This window comes from Burkholderia sp. NFPP32 (assembly GCF_900119325.1).
GTDB classification, from domain to species: domain Bacteria; phylum Pseudomonadota; class Gammaproteobacteria; order Burkholderiales; family Burkholderiaceae; genus Burkholderia; species Burkholderia pyrrocinia_C.
In genome coordinates this window covers 372394-392915 of the sequence record NZ_FPJP01000005.1, presented here as the reverse complement: position 1 = coordinate 392915, position 20522 = coordinate 372394, and the positions used below count along the sequence as shown (strand labels likewise).

Annotated in this window: 19 protein-coding genes; 16 read left to right on the top strand and 3 right to left on the bottom strand. The window is 65.4% G+C overall.

Annotation, left to right across the window (positions count from 1 at the left end):
- The first annotated feature begins 198 nt into the window (after nt 1-198).
- From aceE to lpdA, 3 genes are all read left to right on the top strand, one after another.
- Nucleotides 199-2895, top strand: coding sequence for a pyruvate dehydrogenase (acetyl-transferring), homodimeric type (aceE, locus tag BT264_RS13535; RefSeq protein ID WP_072436992.1), 2697 nt, complete (start codon nt 199-201; stop codon nt 2893-2895).
- A gap of 68 nt (nt 2896-2963) precedes the next feature.
- Entirely contained in the window at nt 2964-4601 is a 1638-nt protein-coding gene (gene aceF / locus BT264_RS13530; RefSeq protein WP_072436993.1) for a dihydrolipoyllysine-residue acetyltransferase, read from the top strand.
- A 278-nt stretch (nt 4602-4879) separates the two neighbouring features.
- Nucleotides 4880-6646: a dihydrolipoyl dehydrogenase gene (gene lpdA, locus BT264_RS13525; protein WP_072436994.1), complete on the top strand. Its 1767-nt coding sequence runs from the start codon at nt 4880-4882 to the stop codon at nt 6644-6646.
- Between the two features lie 206 nt (nt 6647-6852).
- On the opposite strand, the gene BT264_RS13520 is transcribed toward lpdA, so the two are convergent.
- The gene (locus tag BT264_RS13520) at nt 6853-7419 is read right to left on the bottom strand and encodes a phasin family protein (protein WP_034183551.1); all 567 of its coding nucleotides are present in this window, start codon (nt 7417-7419) and stop codon (nt 6853-6855) included.
- 659 nt (nt 7420-8078) lie between these two features.
- Between BT264_RS13520 and pbpG the strand changes: the two genes are divergently transcribed.
- The gene (gene pbpG, locus BT264_RS13515) at nt 8079-9245 is read left to right on the top strand and encodes a D-alanyl-D-alanine endopeptidase (RefSeq protein ID WP_072436995.1); all 1167 of its coding nucleotides are present in this window, start codon (nt 8079-8081) and stop codon (nt 9243-9245) included.
- Nucleotides 9246-9345: 100 nt separating this feature from the next.
- On the opposite strand, the gene BT264_RS13510 is transcribed toward pbpG, so the two are convergent.
- A complete protein-coding gene (locus tag BT264_RS13510; protein ID WP_027786965.1) occupies nt 9346-10155 on the bottom strand; it encodes an IclR family transcriptional regulator in 810 nt (269 codons plus the stop codon).
- Nucleotides 10156-10337: 182 nt separating this feature from the next.
- Here BT264_RS13510 and BT264_RS13500 point away from each other — a divergent pair, with 182 nt between their 5' ends.
- From BT264_RS13500 to iscX, 12 genes are all read left to right on the top strand, one after another.
- Complete coding sequence (locus BT264_RS13500) at nt 10338-11060, top strand: (Fe-S)-binding protein (RefSeq protein WP_072436996.1); 723 nt, start codon at nt 10338-10340, stop codon at nt 11058-11060.
- A gap of 35 nt (nt 11061-11095) precedes the next feature.
- Nucleotides 11096-12508, top strand: coding sequence for a lactate utilization protein B (locus BT264_RS13495; RefSeq protein WP_072436997.1), 1413 nt, complete (start codon nt 11096-11098; stop codon nt 12506-12508).
- A 129-nt stretch (nt 12509-12637) separates the two neighbouring features.
- Nucleotides 12638-12865, top strand: a complete 228-nt coding sequence (locus tag BT264_RS13490; protein WP_034183556.1) for a hypothetical protein — start codon at nt 12638-12640, stop codon at nt 12863-12865.
- 101 nt (nt 12866-12966) lie between these two features.
- Nucleotides 12967-13449, top strand: coding sequence for a low molecular weight protein-tyrosine-phosphatase (locus tag BT264_RS13485; RefSeq protein WP_072436998.1), 483 nt, complete (start codon nt 12967-12969; stop codon nt 13447-13449).
- 114 nt (nt 13450-13563) lie between these two features.
- The gene (iscR, locus tag BT264_RS13480; RefSeq protein WP_009691731.1) at nt 13564-14103 is read left to right on the top strand and encodes a Fe-S cluster assembly transcriptional regulator IscR; all 540 of its coding nucleotides are present in this window, start codon (nt 13564-13566) and stop codon (nt 14101-14103) included.
- Between the two features lie 65 nt (nt 14104-14168).
- Nucleotides 14169-15392 carry an IscS subfamily cysteine desulfurase gene (locus tag BT264_RS13475; protein ID WP_072436999.1) on the top strand — a complete coding sequence of 408 codons (1224 nt, stop codon included), beginning with the start codon at nt 14169-14171 and terminating at the stop codon, nt 15390-15392.
- A 67-nt stretch (nt 15393-15459) separates the two neighbouring features.
- Nucleotides 15460-15867, top strand: a complete 408-nt coding sequence (iscU, locus tag BT264_RS13470; RefSeq protein WP_006481982.1) for a Fe-S cluster assembly scaffold IscU — start codon at nt 15460-15462, stop codon at nt 15865-15867.
- A 69-nt stretch (nt 15868-15936) separates the two neighbouring features.
- Nucleotides 15937-16260: an iron-sulfur cluster assembly protein IscA gene (iscA, locus tag BT264_RS13465; RefSeq protein WP_011885413.1), complete on the top strand. Its 324-nt coding sequence runs from the start codon at nt 15937-15939 to the stop codon at nt 16258-16260.
- Between the two features lie 94 nt (nt 16261-16354).
- The gene (gene hscB / locus BT264_RS13460) at nt 16355-16882 is read left to right on the top strand and encodes a Fe-S protein assembly co-chaperone HscB (RefSeq protein WP_072437249.1); all 528 of its coding nucleotides are present in this window, start codon (nt 16355-16357) and stop codon (nt 16880-16882) included.
- 54 nt (nt 16883-16936) lie between these two features.
- A complete protein-coding gene (gene hscA / locus BT264_RS13455; protein WP_072437248.1) occupies nt 16937-18805 on the top strand; it encodes a Fe-S protein assembly chaperone HscA in 1869 nt (622 codons plus the stop codon).
- Nucleotides 18806-18893: 88 nt separating this feature from the next.
- Nucleotides 18894-19235, top strand: coding sequence for an ISC system 2Fe-2S type ferredoxin (gene fdx, locus BT264_RS13450; RefSeq protein ID WP_034188939.1), 342 nt, complete (start codon nt 18894-18896; stop codon nt 19233-19235).
- 17 nt (nt 19236-19252) lie between these two features.
- On the top strand, nt 19253-19462 hold the full coding sequence (iscX, locus tag BT264_RS13445; RefSeq protein ID WP_021157676.1) for a Fe-S cluster assembly protein IscX: 210 nt from the start codon (nt 19253-19255) through the stop codon (nt 19460-19462).
- Nucleotides 19463-19585: 123 nt separating this feature from the next.
- Here iscX and BT264_RS13440 read toward each other — a convergent pair whose 3' ends face one another.
- A complete protein-coding gene (locus BT264_RS13440; protein ID WP_072437000.1) occupies nt 19586-20314 on the bottom strand; it encodes a glycine zipper 2TM domain-containing protein in 729 nt (242 codons plus the stop codon).
- Nucleotides 20315-20522: the final 208 nt, after the last annotated feature.

The window sequence follows — 20522 nt, the reverse complement described above, 5'->3', positions numbered from 1 at the left end:
GGGACGGGCCGCAGAGCCCCGACGCATGGGTGCGGCGCAGCAATATTCCGTATTGTGAGAAAAGATCTCACGATTCGAAAATTTTGTTGCGCAGGCCCGCGCACGCTCATTACAATCCGCTGGAGCTTGCCCGCAGCCGGTCGCGTCGCGTCGTCTGCACGAGAGCGATCCTCACATTCCAGGACCCAGGAGACGAGAATGTCCGCTGTACCGAACGAAGTGATGAAATATGTCGCCGCCGAACATGACGACGACCCGCAAGAAACCGTCGAGTGGCTGGAGTCGCTCGATGGCGTGATCTCCTCCGTGGGCACCGGCCGCGCGCACTACCTGATCGAAAAGCAGATCGAGTTCGCCCGCATGCACGGCGAGCACCTGCCGTTTTCCGCGAATACCCCGTACATCAACACGATTCCGGTCGAAGCCCAGGCGAAGATTCCGGGCGACCAGGACATCGAGCACCGCATCCGTTCGTACACGCGCTGGAACGCGCTGGCAATGGTGCTGCGCGCCGGCAAGGACACGAACGTCGGCGGCCACATCGCATCGTTCGCGTCGGCCGCGACGCTCTATGACGTCGGCTACAACCACTTCTGGCACGCAGCGTCCGACCAGCACGGCGGCGATCTCGTGTTCGTGCAGGGCCACTCGTCGCCGGGCGTGTATTCGCGCGCGTTCCTGCTCGGCCGCCTGAAGGAAGAGCAGCTCGACAACTTCCGCCAGGAAGTCGATGGCAACGGCATTTCGTCGTACCCGCACCCGTGGCTGATGCCGGACTTCTGGCAGTTCCCGACCGTGTCGATGGGTCTCGGCCCGATCATGGCGATCTACCAGGCGCGCTTCATGAAGTACCTGCAGGCGCGCGGCATCGCGACGACGGAAGGCCGCAAGGTGTGGGCGTTCCTCGGCGACGGCGAGACGGACGAACCGGAATCGCTCGGCGCGATCGGGATGGCGAGCCGCGAGAAGCTCGACAACCTCGTGTTCGTGATCAACTGCAACCTGCAGCGTCTCGACGGCCCGGTGCGCGGCAACGGCAAGATCATCCAGGAACTCGAATCGGAATTCCGCGGCGCCGGCTGGAACGTGATCAAGGTCATCTGGGGCAGCCGCTGGGATGCGCTGTTCGCGCGCGACAAGACGGGCGCGCTGATGCGCCGCATGATGGAAGTCGTCGACGGCGAATACCAGACGTACAAGTCGGAATCGGGCGCGTTCGTCCGCGAGCACTTCTTCAACTCGCCTGAGTTGAAGGCACTGGTCGCCGACTGGTCGGACGACGACATCTGGGCGCTGAACCGCGGCGGCCACGATCCGCACAAGATCTATGCGGCGTTCCATGAAGCCAGCAACACGAAGGGCGCGCCGACCGTCATCCTCGCGAAGACCATCAAGGGCTACGGGATGGGCGAGTCGGGCCAGGCGATGAACATCACTCACCAGCAGAAGAAACTGCCGGTCGAGCAACTGAAGAAGTTCCGCGACCAGTTCCGCCTGCCGATCACCGACGAGCAGATCGCCGACGTGCCGTACCTGAAGTTCGAGGAAGGTTCGAAGGAACTCGAATACATGCGCAAGCAGCGCATGGACCTCGGCGGCTACCTGCCGCACCGCCGCGAGAAGGCGACGTCGCTCCCGGTGCCGGCGCTCGACGCGTTCGAGCCGCTGCTGAAGGGCACGGGCGAAGGCCGCGAGATCTCGACGACGATGGCGTTCGTGCGGATCCTGAACATCCTGCTGAAGGACAAGGCGCTCGGCAAGCGCGTCGTGCCGATCGTCCCGGACGAATCGCGTACGTTCGGCATGGAAGGCCTGTTCCGCCAGATCGGCATCTGGAACCAGCAGGGCCAGAAGTACGTGCCGGAAGATTCCGACCAGCTGATGTTCTACAAGGAATCGGAAACCGGCCAGATCCTGCAGGAAGGCATCAACGAAGCGGGCGGCATGTGCGACTGGATCGCGGCGGCGACGTCGTACTCGACGCACGGCGAGATCATGGTGCCGTTCTACATCTTCTACTCGATGTTCGGCTTCCAGCGGATCGGCGACCTCGCATGGGCCGCGGGCGACATGCGCTCGCGCGGCTTCCTGCTGGGCGGTACCGCGGGCCGCACGACGCTGAACGGCGAAGGCCTGCAGCACGAAGACGGCCACTCGCTCCTGTGGGCGGCATCGGTGCCGAACTGCGTGAGCTACGACCCGACCTTCGGCTACGAACTAGCCGTGATCATCCAGGACGGCCTGCGCCGCATGGTGCAGGACCAGGAAGACGTGTACTACTACATCACGGTGATGAACGAGAACTACGAGCACCCGGCGATTCCGCAGGGCGAGCACGTGGCGGCCGACATCATCAAGGGCATGTACGCGTTCAGGAAGGCCGACGCCGACAAGAAGGCGCCGCGCGTCCAGCTGCTCGGCGCGGGCACGATCTTCAACGAAGTGATCGCCGCCGCCGACCTGCTGAAGAACGACTGGGGCGTCGCCGCCGACCTGTGGAGCGTGCCGAGCTTCACCGAGCTTGCGCGCGAAGGCCACCAGGTCGAGCGCTGGAACCTGCTCCATCCGACCGAGGAGCGTCGCCTGTCGCACGTGCAGAAGTGCCTGAAGGACACGCAGGGCCCGGTCATCGCATCGACCGACTACGTCCGCGCGCTGGTCGACCAGATTCGCGGCCAGATCGATCGCCGTTTCGTCGTACTGGGCACGGACGGCTTCGGCCGCTCGGATACCCGCGAGAAGCTGCGTCACTTCTTCGAGGTCGACCGTCACTGGGTCACCGTCGCCGCGCTCAACGCGCTGGCCGACGAAGGCACGATCGAGCGCAAGGTGGTCGCGGACGCGATCGCCAAGTACAACCTCGATCCGTCCAAGCCCAACCCGATGACCGTTTAACGCACACGCCGTGTGATGTCGCGCGTCGCTTCCGCGAGGAGCGCGCGCGGCCATGGAGACAGATACAGATGAGTCAAGCGATCGAAGTGAAGGTGCCGGATATCGGCGATTACAAGGACGTGCCCGTCATCGAAGTGCTCGTGAAGGCGGGCGACACGGTCGAGCCCGAGCAGTCGCTCGTCACGCTCGAGTCCGACAAGGCGACGATGGACGTCCCGAGCCCCGCGGCGGGCACGGTCAAGGAAGTGAAGGTGAAGGTGGGTGACTCGGTGTCGGAAGGCACGCTGATCATCCTGCTCGAAGGCGGCGCGGCCGCACAGCCGAACGGCGCGGCTGCGCCGGCCGCAGCTCCGGCGGCAGCGCCGGCACCGGCCGCAGCAGCACCGGCTGCCGCACCGGCAGCGGCCGGCGGCACGCTCGAAGTGAAGGTGCCCGACATCGGCGACTACAAGGACGTCCCGGTGATCGAGATCGGCGTGAAGGTCGGCGACACGGTCGAGAAGGAGCAGTCGCTCGTCACGCTCGAATCGGACAAGGCGACGATGGACGTGCCGAGCCCGGCTGCCGGCGTCGTGAAGGACATCAAGGTGAAGGTCGGCGATTCGGTGTCGGAAGGCACGCTGATCGTGCTGCTCGAAGCCGCAGGCGCACCGGCCGCCGCTCCGCAGGCGAGCGCACCGGTTGCGGCCGCTGCTGCATCGGCTCCGGCGCCCGCCGCCGCACCCGCGAAGGCTGCGCCGGCACCGGCACCGGCTGCGGCCGCAGCGCCGTCGGGCGAATACCGCGCCAGCCATGCTTCGCCGTCGGTGCGCAAGTTCGCGCGCGAACTTGGCGTCGAAGTCGCACGCGTGCAAGGTTCGGGGCCGAAGGGCCGCATCACGAAGGACGACGTCACGGGCTTCGTAAAGGGCGTGATGACGGGCCAGCGCGCAGCACCGGGCGCGGCAGCGGCCGCGCCGGCAGGCGGCGGCGAGCTGAACCTGCTGCCCTGGCCGAAGGTCGACTTCTCGAAGTTCGGCCCGTTCGAGGCGAAGCCGCTGTCGCGCATCAAGAAGATCTCGGGCGCGAACCTGCATCGCAACTGGGTGATGATCCCGCACGTCACGAACAACGACGAAGCGGACATCACCGATCTCGAGGCGCTGCGCGTCCAGCTGAACAAGGAACACGAGAAGGCGGGCGTGAAGTTCACGATGCTCGCGTTCGTGATCAAGGCGGTCGTCGCCGCGCTGAAGAAATTCCCGACCTTCAACGCGAGCCTCGACGGCGACAACCTCGTGTTCAAGCAGTACTTCCACGTCGGTTTCGCCGCCGATACGCCGAACGGCCTCGTCGTGCCGGTGATCCGCGATGCGGACAAGAAGGGTCTCGTCGACATCGCGAAGGAAATGAGCGACCTGTCGAAGGCCGCGCGCGAAGGCAAGCTGAAGCCGGACCAGATGCAGGGCGGCTGCTTCTCGATCTCGTCGCTCGGCGGGATCGGCGGGACGAACTTCACGCCGATCATCAACGCGCCGGAAGTGGCGATCCTCGGGTTGTCGCGCGGGCAGATGAAGCCGGTGTGGGACGGCAAGCAGTTCGTGCCGCGTCTCATGCTGCCGCTGTCGCTGTCGTATGACCATCGCGTGATCGATGGCGCGGAAGCCGCGCGGTTCAATGCGTATCTCGGCGCGTTGCTCGGCGATTTCCGGCGCATCGTTCTTTGATGAGCGGGGAGTTTGCTCGCGGGGGCGTGGGTTTCTTGTCGGTTATCCACGCTTCGTCGTTGAACTGGCTTTCCTGACGGTCTGCTAGCGTCGCCCCTGCGCGGGGCGGCGGTCACTTTTCTTTGTCTTCCAAAGAAAAGTAACCAAAAGAAAGGCGCGTCCTTGGGCGGACGGCAAAGGTGGTTCTGCTCAGCGTCGCGGTCTTTCTTTTGCCAGGCCGTAGTTCTCCCGCGGGTTTCTCCCCCCTCTGTCTGCAGCTAATCAAGAAGGGGACAGTAATGAGTCTCATCGAAGTCAAGGTTCCGGATATCGGCGATTTCAGCGGCGTCGATGTCATCGAAGTCAACGTCAAGCCGGGCGACGTGATCGAAAAAGAGCAGACGCTCATCACGCTCGAATCGGACAAAGCCTCCATGGAAGTGCCCAGCGACGTCGCCGGCACCGTCAAGGAAGTCAAGGTCAAGGCCGGCGAGAAAGTCTCGCAAGGCACGGTCATCGCCATCGTCGAAGCATCGGCAGGCGCCGCCGCACCCGCGAAAGCACCCGAACCGGCCAAGCCCGCAGCGGCTGCTCCGGCACCCGCCGCAGCCGCCCCGGCGCCCGCGCCGCAAGCCGGCAGCTACGCCGGCGCAGTCGACATCGAATGCGACATGCTCGTGCTCGGCGCCGGCCCCGGCGGCTACTCGGCCGCGTTCCGCGCAGCCGATCTCGGCATGAAGACGGTGCTCGTCGAACGCTACCCGACGCTCGGCGGCGTGTGCCTGAACGTGGGCTGCATCCCGTCGAAGGCGCTGCTGCACACGGCGCTCGTCATCGACGAAGCCGAGGCGCTCGCGTCGCACGGCATCACGTTCGGCAAGCCGCAGGTCGATCTCGACAAGCTGCGCGACTTCAAGGGCGGCGTCGTCAAGAAGCTGACGACGGGCCTCTCAGGCATGGCGAAGGCGCGCAAGGTCGAAGTCGTCACGGGCGTCGGCGCGTTCGTCGATCCGTATCACATGGAAGTGCAGGGCGAAAACGGCAAGAAGGTCGTCAAGTTCAAGCAGGCGATCATTGCCGCGGGCTCGCAGGCCGTGAAGCTGCCGTTCATGCCGGAAGACCCGCGGGTCGTCGATTCGACGGGCGCGCTCGAACTGCGCCAGTTGCCGAAGCGCATGCTCGTGATCGGCGGCGGCATCATCGGCCTCGAAATGGCGACGGTGTACGCAACGCTCGGTGCCGAAATCGACGTCGTCGAAATGATGGACGGCCTGATGATGGGCGCGGACCGCGATCTCGTGAAGGTCTGGGAAAAGTACAACGCGAAGCGCTTCGGCAACGTGATGCTGAAGACCAAGACGGTCGGCGCGGAAGCGAAGGAAGACGGCATCTACGTGAAGTTCGAGGGCGAGAAGGCGCCGGCGGAAGCGCAGCGCTACGACCTCGTGCTCGTCGCGGTGGGCCGCAGCCCGAACGGCAAGAAGATCGGCGCCGACAAGGCCGGTGTCGCCGTCACGGATCGCGGCTTCATCGACGTCGACAAGCAGATGCGCACGAATGTCCCGCACATCTTCGCGATCGGCGACGTCGTCGGCCAGCCGATGCTCGCGCACAAGGCCGTGCATGAAGGCCACGTCGCAGCGGAAGCCGCGCACGGCGAGAAGGCGTACTTCGACGCACTGCAGATCCCGTCGGTGGCGTACACCGATCCGGAAGTGGCGTGGGCCGGCAAGACGGAAGACCAGTGCAAGGCCGAAGGCATCAAGTACGGCAAGGCGGTGTTCCCGTGGGCCGCTTCGGGCCGTGCGATCGCGAACGGCCGCGACGAAGGTTTCACGAAACTGATCTTCGACGAGGAAACCCATCGCGTGATCGGCGGCGGCATCGTCGGGCTGAACGCGGGCGACCTGATCAGCGAAGTGTGCCTCGCCGTCGAGATGGGCGCGGACGCGGAAGACATCGGCAAGACGATCCATCCGCATCCGACGCTCGGCGAATCGGTCGGCATGGCCGCCGAGCTGTACGAAGGCGTCTGTACGGACCTGCCGCCGCAACGCAAGAAGTAACGCGACCGGCACGGCCGGTCATGCACCGGCCATGAAAAACGCCGCCGCCCGGGCAAGCCGGGCGGCGGCGTTTTTTTTTGCTCGCGGCTGGCGCGGCGCTCGAACGGCTGCTCGAGCGTAGCGAACGGCGGCCGGTTCGCGCCGTTTCCGGCGCCGGAAACGAAAAAAGCCGCGCTGGGCGCGGCTCTTTCAGGAGCAGCGGACGCTTACGCGGCCGGCTTGCTCGAACGACGCGCAGCGGCGGCGGTGGCAGCCTTCGTTGCGACGGCAGCAGCAGCGTTGAAGTTCGTTTCAGCGATCTCGACGGCTTGCTTCGTTGCCTTCTGAACCGTTTCGTACGTGGTGTTCGCAGCGTTCAGTGCCGACTTCAGCGCGGCGACAGCCGTTTCCGAACCGGCCGGGGCGTTCTTCGCGACGTTGTCGACGAGTGCCTGGACCTTCTTGTTCTGCTCTTCGAATTGCGCTTCGGCAACCTTCGTGAACTCGGCTTGCGTCGACGATGCGATTTCGTACAGGTGACGGCCGTACGACAGCACTTTTTCCGCGACCGGCTGCGACAGGCTCGCTTGCAGCGCGATCAGTTCCTGAGCGTCCTTCACCGACAGCAGACGCTGTGCGTTTTCCTGGCTCTCGACCAGCGTCGACTTCACGACCTGCAGGTTCAGTTCGATCAGCTTTTCGACGCCTTCGAACGCCTTGGTCGTCAGACCGAACAGGCTTTCGAGGTTGGCTTTCTGTGCGGCGGCGATTTGCTCGGGGGTCAGCAAGGACATGTCAAGCTCCTGAAAAGCGATCGCGTCGATCGCAGGGTAAGGGGGCACTACGATGGGGAACCTCGGATGCGCGTGCTTTGTGCAACGCAGCAATGAAACGTATTTTAGGGCAGAGAAAACGGATGTCAAGTATTTTTTGTGCGTTGCACAATCGTGACAAATTATCGATAAAACAACGAGTTATCATGGCCGTTCGGAATCGGTTTCACGCTCGATCCCAAATGGTGCGCACGAGCACGGGGCAGGCGCGGCGCACCACGAGCATGCACAGGTAAACCTGACAGGCTCGTGGAACGTTATCCTTCCGTTCCTGTCGAAAACGCGCCGTTTCGATGCGCATGCGTGACATGCCGTGACGATGTGCCTTCGCCATGCTCAAGAGGCGCTGCAGGCCCGCCGAGCGCCGGATACGTAGTTTCCCCGCTTTAAATTGTCCCGAAAGTGACGTTATCTCAATTAACCGTGTGTAATCGGGAGACGGGCGCTGTCGGGCAGTGCTTCCCATGATTTTTTTCGATGGGGGCGGGAGGGTCGATTGGTCTGAGGTTGGCCGACCCTTACATTCCGGTTTAACGACGATCGGTAAGTGCCTAATATTGCTCTTTTTTTAAGCTTTAACTACACTTGCGGAAACCTCCGCCCGCTTTGTCCAGACCCCAATGAAAGCCGAATCGTTTTCACCGCGCAGATTGTTGCAGAGCATGACGCTCGGCGCGGCTGTGTCGGTCGCCGTCGCCTTGCTGGCGACCGCCGCGTCCGTCGCGCCCGCTGACGCCTTTGCCGCCACTGCGAAGACCCAACAAGCCGCCAAGAAAAAGGCCGCCGCTCCTGCTTCGTCCGCGAAGAAGAAGTCGGTCAAGGCAGCATCCAGCCAATCCGCCAAGGTCGCCGCGGCCGATGCGCCGCGCGCGAAAGCGTCGCGCAAGCGCATGACGCTCGCGGCGGGCGTGCACGGCGGCCACCGCGGCGCAATGCGCCAGGTCGCGTTCCAGCCGCGTCGTCCGACCGTCGGCCAGGCGTTCGGCCTGCACGACACGCCGGACGCGCTTGCGCTGCGCTCGAGCGTCGCGTACGTCGTCGACCAGAATTCCGGCGAGCCGCTGTTCGACAAGAATTCGCACGCCGTCGTGCCGATCGCGTCGATCTCGAAGCTGATGACGGCGATGGTCGTGCTCGACTCGAAGTCGCCGATGACCGACCAGATCGAAGTCACCGACGAAGACCGCGACTACGAGAAGGGCACGGGCTCGCGCCTGTCGGTCGGCTCGGTGCTGTCGCGCGAGGACATGCTGCATATCGCGCTGATGGCGTCGGAAAACCGTGCGGCCGCTGCGCTGTCGCGTTATTACCCGGGCGGCCGTCCGGCGTTCATCGCCGCGATGAACGCGAAGGCGAAGGCGCTCGGCATGGCCGATACGCATTTCGAGAATTCGACCGGCCTGTCGAGCTCGAACGTGTCGAGCGCGCGCGATCTGGTGAAGATGGTCAATGCCGCGTACCAGTACCCGATGATCCGCCAGTTCTCGACCGATCGCAGCTACGAGGTGTACACGGGCAAGCGCAATCTCGCCTACAACAGCACGAACGCGCTGATCCGCGGTAACGGCTCGTGGGACATTGGCCTGCAGAAAACGGGCTTCATCAACGAAGCGGGCGAGTGCCTCGTGATGCAGGCGACGATCCACGGCCGGCCGATGGTGATGGTGCTGCTCGATTCGTTCGGCAAGTATTCGCGCTTCGCCGACGCGGCACGCCTGCGCAACTGGCTCGATGCCGGCGGCGGCGAGCGCCTGACGGCAGCCAACACGCCGAACGGCGGCACCTGACCGTCTGCGGCGGTCCGCCGTCGCGCCGATTGGCTGCAAGAAAAAACCCCGCAATCGCGGGGTTTTTTCGTTCGGGAGAACCGGGGCCGGTGAAGGTGGCTTATGCCTGCCGCTGCAGCCCGTCCGCATCCTTCGTGGGCGCCGGCCGGTAGCCGAGCGATTCCGAGATGGTGAGCGCCGTGCGGCTCAACTGGCCGAGCCACGCGTCCTGAAGGCGATCGGCCGGCGCCGACAGCGACAGGCCCGCGACGAGCTTGCCCGAATCGTCGTAGATGCCGGCCGCGATACAGCGCACGCCGAGTTCCAGCTCCTCGTTGTCGCGTGCGCACGATTGCTGGCGGACGATCGTCAGCTCGCGCTCGAGCTTCGCGATGTCGGTGATGCTGTTCTGCGTATGGCCGGACAGCCCCGTGCGCGTCGCATAGGCGCGCACGCGCGACGTTTCGTCGGCCGCGAGGAACAGCTTGCCGACCGACGTGAGGTGCAGCGGCGCGCGGCCGCCGATCGCGCGGACGACCTGCATCCCCGAACGCTCCGAATATGCGCGCTCGATATAGACGATCTCGTCGCCCTGGCGCACCGACAGGTTCACGGTCTGCCCTGTGAGACGGTGCAGCTCGCGCATCGGCATCAGCGCCGCGTCGCGCACCGACAGGCGCGCCTTCACGAGGTTGCCGAGCTCGAGCAGCCGCATGCCGAGGCGGTACGTGCCGGGATCGGAGCGGTCGACGAGACGGCAGGTCACCATGTCGTTGAGGATGCGGTGTGCGGTCGACGGATGCAGCTCCGTCCGCTGCGCAAGCTCCTTCAGGCTGACGGGGTCGCTGTGCGCGGCGAGCGCGTCCAGCAGCCGCATCATGCGTTCGATCACCTGGATCGACGTTTTTGAATCCGGGGTGGGTTGGCTCATGTCGGGGAGGAATCGGTTGACGCGTCAGGCGGTATTGCGCCGATTGTATCTCGTATTGTGAAAAAAGCGAACGCCGTTCGAGGAAGTCCTCGCTTCGCGCCGCGCGGGCTTGCGCGCAAGCCCGCGTTGGTCTTGCCGGCCAAACGGCGGATAATGAGAGCCGTTTTCTCGAAGGAGCACGTATGCGAGTCGGTTTGTTCGTGACCTGCCTGGTCGATCTGATGCGCCCCGAAATCGGTTTCTCGGCGCTCAAGCTGATTCGCGACGCCGGCTACGAGGTGATCGTGCCGCCCGCGCAGACTTGCTGCGGCCAGCCGGCCTACAACTCCGGCGAGCGCGCGCTGGCGCGCGATCTCGCGGAAAAGACGCTGCGCGAGTTCGAGCAGTTCGATTACGTGGTCGCGCCGTCGGGTTCGTGCGGCGGGATGATCCGCACGCACTACGGCGACCTGTTCCGCGACGACCCCGAACTGATGGGGCGCTACGCGCGGTTTCAGCAGAAAGTCTACGAACTGACCGATTTCCTCGCGAACGTCGCCAAGGTCTCGCTCGAGCCCGGTGAATTCACCGGGCCCGTTACCTATCACGACTCGTGCTCGGGCCTGCGCGAACTCGGCGTGAAGGCGCAGCCGCGCGCGCTGCTCGCGCAGCGCGGCATCGCGGTCACCGAGATGAAGGATTGCGAGCACTGCTGCGGCTTCGGCGGCACGTTCTCGGTCAAGTACGGCGATATTTCGGCGGCCATCGCGGACGAGAAATGCGCGAACGTGCGTGCGTCGGGCGCGGGCGTCGTCGTGCTCGGCGATCTCGGCTGCATGCTGAACATCGAAGGGCGGTTGCGCCGCACCGGCGACCGCGACACGCGCGTGCTGCACGTCGCGCAGGTGCTGGCGGGCGACGTCTGACGCCCGGTTCCGCTCACTTTTCCCCCGATACCGCGATGCAAGTCCAATCGATGCATTTCAAGGCGCGCGCCGGCCAGAAGCTGGCCGACCAGCGCCTGCAGCAGAACCTGAAGAAGCTGTCGACGAAGTTCGTGTCCGCGCGCGCCGACGCGATGACCGCGATCGACTTCCCGGCCACGCGCGCCGCGCTCAAGGCGCGCCGCAACCGCGCGCTGGAGAACCTCGACGTGTGGCTCGACGCATTCGAGCGCGAGGCGACGCGGCGCGGCACGACGGTACTGTTCGCCGAAACGACCGCGGATGCCGCGCGGCTCGTGGCCGACATCGCGCGCCGGCACGACGTGAAGAAGGTCATCAAGACCAAGTCGATGGTGTCCGAGGAGATGCGTCTGAACGCGGTGCTCGCGGAGATGGGCGTGCAGTCGGTCGAGACGGATCTCGGCGAATACATCCTGCAGATCAACGACAACGAGCCGCCGAGCCACATCATTGCGCCCGTCGTGCACAAGGACAAGGAAGAGATCGCCGACCTGTTCGCGCGCACGCACCACCGCGAGCGGCTCACCGAGATTCCGGACATGACGCGCGAGGCGCGCGAGGTGCTGCGCCCGCATTTCATGTCGGCCGACATGGGCGTGACGGGCGGCAACTTCGTGATAGCCGAGACGGGTTCGGTCGCGATCGTGACGAACGAAGGGAACGAGGGGATGTGCACGGTGATGCCGCGCGTGCATGTCGCGGTGACGGGCATCGAGAAGGTGCTGCCGACGCTCGAGGATCTGGCGACCGCGATGCGCCTGTTGCCGCGCTCCGCGACGGGACAGAAGACGTCGAACTATTTTTCGCTGCTGACCGGGCCGCGTGGGCCGGGCGACGAGGACGGCCCCGAGCACAACTACGTGGTGCTCGTCGACGGCGGCCGCACGGGCCTGATCGGCGGCGAGTTCCAGGAGATGCTGCGCTGCATCCGCTGCGGCGCGTGCATGAACCACTGTCCGGTTTACCAGAAGGTCGGCGGCCATGCGTACGGCTGGGTCTACCCGGGGCCGATGGGGGCGGTGCTGACGCCGAGCTATGTCGGGCTCGAGCGCACGCTCGACCTGCCGCAGGCCGCGACGCTGTGCGGCGAATGCGACAGCGTGTGTCCGGTCGGGATTCCGTTGTCGCACCTGTTGCGCACGCTGCGCGAGAAGCAGGTCGAGCGGCACCTGCGGCCGTGGCGCGAGCGGGCCGCGCTTGCCGCATGGGGCTTCGTCGCGCGGCGGCCGACGCTGTACGCGCTGACGACCAAGCTCGCGGTGCGCGTCCTCGAGCGGCTGGGCGGTAACGGCGGCACGCTGCGGCGCCTGCCGATGATGGGCGGCTGGATGGACACGCGCGACATGCCGACGCCGACCGGGCGCACGTTCCGTGAACTGTACGCGGCATCGCAAAGCCACCTCGGCTGAGCACTGTTCATCCGGCGACAACAGTGCGTTCGCTATTTACATATTTATCTCGATAGATGCGGTCTATAGAATCCTGTCTGTAGTCCCCGGAATCGGGTTTCGGGGAACGAGGTCAAGGAGGTCCGCATCATGAAAAAGACAATATCGATGTACTGGCCGCTGGCAATCGTCGTCCCGCTGGCCGCGGCTGCCTATCTGCATGCGATGGCCGATGCGCCGGCGCGCGGCCCGCTCGCGGTTCACCAGGCGTCTGCCGAACTGGCGCGCGCGGTGTCGTTCGGGCTGGTCGACGACGCGGCGAAGCCGCTGCCGGCGGCATCCGGCGACGTCGTGCTCGCCGCGCCGAAGGCGCTGTAATGCTGGGCGCCGTCGCTTTGCGCGGCGGCGCGACTTCGGGCGCCTTTGTATAATGGCGCGTTCTTGTTCCACGCGGTCCGCCGCGAATTTTCGATAGTGCGATGACCCGCGTTGCGATCTGTTTCGTCTGTCTCGGCAACATCTGCCGTTCGCCCACCGCGGAGGGTGTGATGCGCCATCAGGTCGACGCTGCCGCACTGGCGGATCGGATCGCGATCGATTCGGCCGGCACCGGCGACTGGCATGTGGGCGAGCCGCCCGATACGCGTGCGCAGGCTGCCGCGCGCAGCCGCGGCTACGACCTGTCGGCGCTGCGCGCGCGGCAGGTGAGTGCGGCGGACTTCGAGCGTTTCGACCTGCTGCTCGCGATGGACGAAGCGAATCTCGCGGAACTGCACCGCCGCTGCCCGCCGCAGCATCGCGGCAAGGTGCGCCTGCTGATGGAATTCGCGCCGGGCGCGACTGAAACTGAAGTGTCGGATCCTTATTTCGGCGGCGCGCAGGGCTTCGAGCAGGTGCTCGATCAGGTCGAACGCGCGTGCGCGGGCCTGCTGGAGACGCTTCGAGCCCGCACGGAGCGCTGATCGCGCGGTATTCAGCGATCTGCGAATACCCTTTCGAAGGCATGGATACTTGACTAAAATCGTCAAATATTTATACTTGACCAAAATCGTCAAGATTGCAGTCCCCTAGACACCATGAGACTCACCACCAAAGGCCGTTTCGCCGTCACGGCGATGATTGACTTGGCACTGCGCCAGGAGCAGGGCCCGGTGACGCTTGCAGGCATCAGCCAGCGCCAGCGGATTTCGCTCTCGTATCTCGAACAGCTGTTCGGCAAGCTGCGCAGGCATGAAATCGTCGAATCCGTGCGCGGCCCGGGCGGCGGCTACAACCTCGCGCGTCGCGCGCAGGATGTCACCGTTGCCGACATCATCATCGCGGTCGATGAACCGCTCGACGCCACGCAGTGCGGCGGCAAGGGCACGTGCGACGGCTCGAAGCAGCCCGACGGCCATTGCATGACGCACGAGCTGTGGTCGACCCTGAACCAGAAGATGGTCGAATACCTCGATTCGGTGTCGCTGCAGGATCTCGTCGATCAGCAGCGCGCACGCGAGGGCGCACCCGCGGTGCTGCGCGACCGGCGCACGCCGGAGCCCGTCGCCGCGCCGGCCGAGCCCGTGCGTACGATGCCGCTCGGCCCCAATTCGGTGTTCAACATCGCGAGTTCGTGAGCGCGAAGGCGCCCGCCATACCCCATAACGCACATAGTCCCTGCACAGAATACCCGGAGCGACAGATGACCCAAGAGACTCTCCACCTGCCCATCTATATGGATTACAGCGCGACGACGCCCGTCGATCCGCGCGTGGTCGACAAGATGGTGCCGTACCTGCGCGAGCAGTTCGGCAACCCGGCGTCGCGCAGCCACGCTTACGGCTGGGACGCGGAGCGTGCAGTCGAGGAAGCGCGCGAGCAGGTGGCGGCACTCGTGAACGCGGATCCGCGCGAGATCATCTGGACGTCCGGCGCGACGGAATCGGACAACCTCGCGATCAAGGGTGCCGCGAATTTCTACAAGGGCAAGGGCAAGCACATCGTCACGGTGAAGACCGAGCACAAGGCCGTGCTCGATACGTGCCGCGAGCTCGAGCGCGACGGTTTCGAAGTCACCTACCTCGACGTGAAGGATGACGGCCTGATCGACCTCGACGTGTTCAAGGCCGCGCTGCGCCCCGACACGATCCTCGTGTCGGTGATGCACGTGAACAACGAGATCGGCGTGATCCAGGACATCGAGACGATCGGTGAAATCTGCCGCGAGAAGGGCATCGTGTTCCACGTCGACGCTGCACAGTCGACCGGCAAGGTCGGGATCGACCTCGCGAAGCTGAAGGTCGACCTGATGTCGTTCTCGGCGCACAAGACCTACGGCCCGAAGGGCATCGGCGCGCTGTACGTGCGCCGCAAGCCGCGCGTGCGCATCGAGGCGCAGATGCACGGCGGCGGCCACGAGCGCGGGATGCGTTCGGGCACGCTGGCGACGCACCAGATCGTCGGCATGGGCGAAGCGTTCCGCATCGCGCGCGAAGAAATGGCGACCGAGAACGAGCGCGTCCGCATGCTGCGCGACAAGCTGCTGCGCGGCCTGTCGCAAATCGAGGAAACGTACGTGAACGGCGACATGGAGCACCGTGTCCCGCACAACCTCAACATCAGTTTCAACTTCGTCGAAGGCGAGTCGCTGATCATGGCGATCAAGGACGTCGCGGTGTCGTCGGGCTCCGCATGTACGTCGGCGTCGCTGGAGCCGTCGTACGTGCTGCGTGCGCTCGGCCGCAACGACGAGCTCGCGCACAGCTCGATCCGCTTCACGGTCGGCCGCTTCACGACGGAGCAGGAAGTCGACTTCGTGATCAACCTGCTGAACAGCAAGATCGCGAAGCTGCGCGAACTGTCCCCGCTCTGGGAAATGCACCAGGAAGGCATCGATCTGTCGACGATCGAATGGGCCGCACACTGAACACCGCATTGAATGCACCCGCGGGCGGATTGGCGCACGCAGCGTAACGAGTCAAGGAGTCTGAGTCATGTCTTACAGCAACAAGGTTCTGGATCACTACGAAAACCCGCGCAACGTCGGTTCGTTCGCGAAGGACGACGACACGGTCGGTACGGGCATGGTCGGCGCGCCGGCCTGCGGCGACGTGATGAAGCTGCAGATCCGCGTCGGCGCGGACGGCGTGATCGAAGATGCGAAGTTCAAGACCTACGGTTGCGGCTCGGCGATCGCGTCGAGCTCGCTTGTGACCGAATGGGTGAAGGGCAAGACGCTCGACGAGGCGCTGTCGATCAAGAATACGCAGATCGCCGAAGAGCTCGCGCTGCCGCCGGTGAAGATTCACTGCTCGATCCTCGCGGAAGACGCGATCAAGGCAGCCGTGGCCGACTACAAGAAGCGCCACGACACGAAGGAAGGCGATCAGGCAGCGGCCTGAGCGGCATCGAGCGGGTTGGGTTCAGAAGGAACGCGGCGGGCCCCGGTGGCGTGCCGCGGCAAGGACATCATGGCAATTACACTGACCGAAAAAGCAGCACAGCACGTGCAGAAATACCTCGTCCGTCGCGGCAAGGGTGTTGGCCTGCGGCTTGGCGTTCGCACGACCGGGTGCTCGGGGCTCGCGTACAAGCTCGAGTATGTCGACGAGCTGGCTCCCGAGGATCAGGTGTTCGAGAGCCATGGCGTGAAGGTCGTCGTCGATCCGAAGAGCCTCGCGTACATCGACGGCACCGAGCTCGACTTTGCCCGCGAAGGCCTGAACGAAGGGTTCAAGTTCAACAACCCGAACGTGAAGGACGAGTGCGGCTGCGGCGAATCGTTCCGCGTGTGACGCGGATCTCCGCGCGATGCGGGCAAGAGGCGGCACGGGCCGCCTTTTTAATGTGCGGCGTTTGCCGCGCGACGAACCGGAATTGAACGCGACGATGGTCTCGCTGAAAGACAGCCACTTCGACCTGTTTCACCTGCCGGCGCAATTCGCGCTCGACGAGGCGGCGCTCGATGCCGCCTACCGGACGGTGCAGACGCAGGTGCATCCGGACCGCTTTGCGGCGGCCGGCGACGCGCAGAAGCGCATCGCGATGCAATGGGCAACCCGCGCGAACGAGGCGTACCGCACGCTGCGCGATCCGCTGAAACGCGCGTCCTATCTGCTGTCGCTGCGCGGCGTCGACATCGGCGCTGAAAACAACACCGCGATGGAGCCTGCGTTCCTGATGCAGCAGATGGAGTGGCGCGAGGGCATCGAGGATGCCGCGGCCGCCCGCAACGTTGCCGCACTCGACACGCTGCTCGCCGAGTTGCGCGACGAGAAGCGCGTGCGCGTCGAGCGCCTCGGCACGCTGCTCGACAGCGGCGCCGATCAGGCGGCCGCCGAGGCCGTGCGCCAGTTGATGTTCATCGAACGCGTCGCGTCGGAAGTGGGCGCACAGATCGAGCGCCTCGAAACTTAACCGCGTGCCTTGCGGCACGCGCAGCAAACGGGCCGAGCGCCCGAACGAACCAAGATGGCTTTACTGCAAATTTCCGAACCGGGCATGGCGCCGGCGCCGCACCAGCGGCGACTCGCCGTCGGGATCGATCTCGGCACGACGAACTCGCTCGTCGCGGCCGTGCGCAACAGCGTGGCCGAAGTACTGCCGGACGAAGCGGGCCGCGTGCTGCTGCCTTCGGTGGTCCGTTACCTCGAGAAGGGCGGCCGCCGCATCGGCCACGAAGCGAAAGAGCAGGCTGCGACCGATCCGCGCAACACGATCGTGTCGGTCAAGCGCTTCATGGGTCGCGGCAAGGCCGAGGTCGAAGGCGCGGCGAACGCGCCGTACGAATTCGTCGACGCGCCGGGCATGGTGCAGATCCGTACCGTCGACGGCGTGAAGAGCCCGGTCGAAGTGTCGGCGGAGATTCTCGCGACGCTGCGCTATCGCGCCGAAGATTCGCTCGGCGACGATCTGGTCGGCGCGGTGATCACGGTGCCCGCGTATTTCGACGAAGCGCAGCGCCAGGCGACCAAGGATGCCGCGCGTCTCGCGGGCCTCAACGTGCTGCGCCTGCTGAACGAACCGACTGCTGCGGCGATTGCCTACGGCCTCGACAACGCGGCTGAAGGCCTCTATGCGGTGTACGACCTCGGCGGCGGAACGTTCGACCTGTCGATCCTGAAGCTGACGAAGGGCGTGTTCGAAGTGCTGGCCGCGGGCGGCGATTCCGCACTCGGCGGCGACGACTTCGATCACGCGCTGTTCGGTCAGGTGCTCGCGCAGGCCGGCATCGACGCAAAGACGCTCGCTCCCGAGGACGTGCGCCTGCTGCTCGACCGTGTGCGCGTGCTGAAGGAGGCGCTGTCGTCCGCGCCGGAGGCATCGCTCGACGTGACGCTGTCGGGCGGCGCGCACATCGTGCAGACGATCTCGCACGACACGTTCGCATCGCTCGTCGAGCCGCTCGTGCAGCGCACGCTCACACCGACCCGCAAGGCGCTGCGCGACGCGCAGGTGACGCCGGCCGACATCAAGGGCGTCGTGCTCGTCGGCGGCGCGACGCGCATGCCGGTAATCCGTGACGCGGTCGCGAAGTATTTCGGCCAGCCGCCGCTCGTGAACCTCGATCCGGACCAGGTCGTCGCGCTCGGTGCTGCGATCCAGGCCGACCTGCTCGCGGGCAATCGCGGCACCGGCGACGACTGGCTGCTGCTCGACGTGATTCCGCTGTCGCTCGGCGTCGAGACGATGGGCGGCCTCGTCGAGAAGATCATTCCGCGCAACTCGACGATTCCGATCGCACGCGCACAGGAATTCACGACTTTCAAGGACGGCCAGACCGCGATGGCGATCCACGTCGTGCAGGGCGAGCGCGAGCTCGTCGCCGACTGCCGGTCGCTCGCGCGCTTCGAGCTGCGCGGCATTCCGCCGATGACGGCCGGCGCCGCGCGGATTCGCGTGACCTATCAGGTCGACGCGGACGGCCTGCTGTCGGTGTTCGCACGCGAACAGCTGTCGGGCGTCGAGGCATCGGTGGTCGTGAAGCCGTCGTACGGCCTCGCCGACGACGACATCGCGAAGATGCTCGAGGACAGCTTCAAGACCGCCGAAATCGACATGCGCGCACGCGCGCTGCGCGAAGCGCAGGTCGAGGCCGAGCGGATGCTCGAGGCGACGCAGGCCGCGCTGGCGACCGACGGCGAACTGCTCGATGCGGACGAGCGCACGCAGATCGACGCGCTTGCCGCGGCGCTGCGCGCGGTTGCGCAAGGCGACGATACGAATGCGATCGAAGCGGCGACCAAGACGCTGGCCGACGGCACCGACGAATTCGCGGCGCGCCGGATGGACAAGAGCATCAAGCGCGCACTGTCGGGCCGCCGGCTCGACGAGATCTGAATTCACGAACTGCGCATCGGCCGGCGACGGCCCGCGCGATAATGAACCGTGCGGCGCCTGTCGCCGCACCCTGACTGACGGAACGGACATGCCTCAACTGGTGGTGCTGCCTCACGTCGAACTGTGCCCGGACGGCGCAGTGATCGACGCGACGCCCGGCAAGAGTATCTGCGACAACCTGCTCGACCACGGAATCGAGATCGAGCATGCATGCGAGAAGTCGTGCGCGTGTACGACGTGCCATGTGGTGATCCGCGAGGGCTTCAACGATCTGGCGCCGTCCGAGGAGGACGAGGACGACCTGCTGGACAAGGCGTGGGGCCTCGAGCCGACGTCGCGCCTGTCGTGCCAGGCGATCGTGACGGAAGATTCGGACCTGGTGGTCGAGATTCCGAAGTACTCGATCAACCACGCGAAGGAAAATCACTGACAACCCGGAGGCAGGCGATGAAATGGACCGATTCGCGCGAAATAGCCATTGCGCTGGCGGACAAGCACCCGGACATCGACCCGCAGCGGATCAACTTCGTCGACCTGCGCCAGTGGGTGCTTGAGCTCGACGGCTTCGACGACGATCCGAAGCATTCCGGCGAGAAGATCCTCGAAGCGATCCAGGCGCACTGGATCGACGAATCGGATTTCGACGACGAAGACTGAGCACGGCGTGCGCCGCAATGACGCACAAGGCCCGCAATGAAAAAACGGCTCGTGAGCAAGCGCTCGCGAGCCGTTTTCGTTTTCAGGTCGCTTGCCCGCGCACGACACGCGGGCAGCGGCCGCTTACGCGCCGACCAGCGTGCCGTTCTCGATCCGCACGCGCTGACCCTGGCCGAACGGCGGCGGGTTGTGGTACGTGAACGTGCGCGTCGCGCCGCTTTCCATCTGCACTTGCACCTGATAGTCGGTTTCCGCGCGTACCTGCTTCTCGACCTGGTTGCCGGCGAGACCGCCGCCCAGCGCACCGATGATCGTCATCGCGGTGCGGCCGTTACCGTTGCCGAACTGGTTGCCGAGCAGGCCGCCGGCCGCTGCACCGCCAACGGCGCCGATCCCCGAGCTCTGGCCCGGCGTGCGCGTCTGCGTGATCGCGACGACCGTGCCGCAGCTCTGGCAGTAGGCAGCCTGGGCGGGCGCGGACGGCTGCTGCTGCGCGTATTGCGGCGGCTGCGGTGCCTGCGTATGACGGCGGTGCGTCGTCGCCGGGCGCGCGGGCTTCGGTTCGGCCTGAGCGATCGCCTTCTGCTGCGCGGCGGCTTGTTCGGCCGCCTGCTGCCGGGCTTGCGCGGCCAGCGCGGCGCTGGCGGCCGCAGCCGTATCGACGGCCGGCTGCGACGCGATCAGCGCGGCCTGGGTCTGGCCGTTCTGTTCGTTGCTGCTGCTGGCCTTCGGGAATACGCCCGTAATCGCTGCCGTTGCCGCAAGGCTGGCGACGATAACGGCGCCGGCTGCAGTGGCGATCAGCGGATGGAGGCGTTGCTTTTGCGGCGTGGTCTGATTCTGGTTGTCCATTTTTTTCTCCGATGTCGATCCGGATCGGTACGTTGTCGCCAGGCCGGATCCCACGCTTCGGGTTCAAGCAGACTCGGCGTTCCGGCGCCTTGTTCTGGTCCCGTGCTCATGCGTGGTGACGCAAAAGGAGTGTCGTCGACCGGCGACGGGCGCGCCGTATCAAGGTGTAACGAATTGCAGCGGGGCGTGGGCGATCGTTACCGGGAAA